Source organism: Nocardioides oceani (assembly GCF_030412965.1).
Classification (GTDB): Bacteria; Actinomycetota; Actinomycetes; order Propionibacteriales; family Nocardioidaceae; genus Nocardioides; species Nocardioides oceani.
Genome location: NZ_JAUHJQ010000150.1, coordinates 1 through 279 on the forward strand (window position 1 = coordinate 1; position 279 = coordinate 279).

The following is a 279-nucleotide window of genomic DNA, read 5'->3' on the forward strand; positions in this document are numbered from 1 at the left end:
TGATACCTCTTAATGTGGTCCATAAACGTAGTGCCCGGATACCTGTCTCCGCCAATGGCAACGCCTTCGTAAACCCCATCAGTGGTATGGGAGACGATGTTGTTTAATTCGTTGGACATGCCTCCCGACTTGGACACGTAGGCGACGCTGCCGGGCCTGTACAGTTTCGAGTGGAGAATATTGTCCATCATGCCTCCGGTGTTGCCGATTTTAAAGCAGCCCGGTTTGAGACCGCCTACTGTGGCCGGGCCAATTATTACCACTCCTTTTTGATCGGCG

The 279-nt window shown here is 52.7% G+C and carries 1 protein-coding gene; it reads right to left on the reverse strand.

Features of this window, described 5'->3' with window-relative positions; all coding sequences use genetic code 11:
* On the reverse strand, positions 1-279 hold a 279-nt coding region (locus tag QWY28_RS23620), incomplete at both ends, for a hypothetical protein (RefSeq protein ID WP_300955349.1).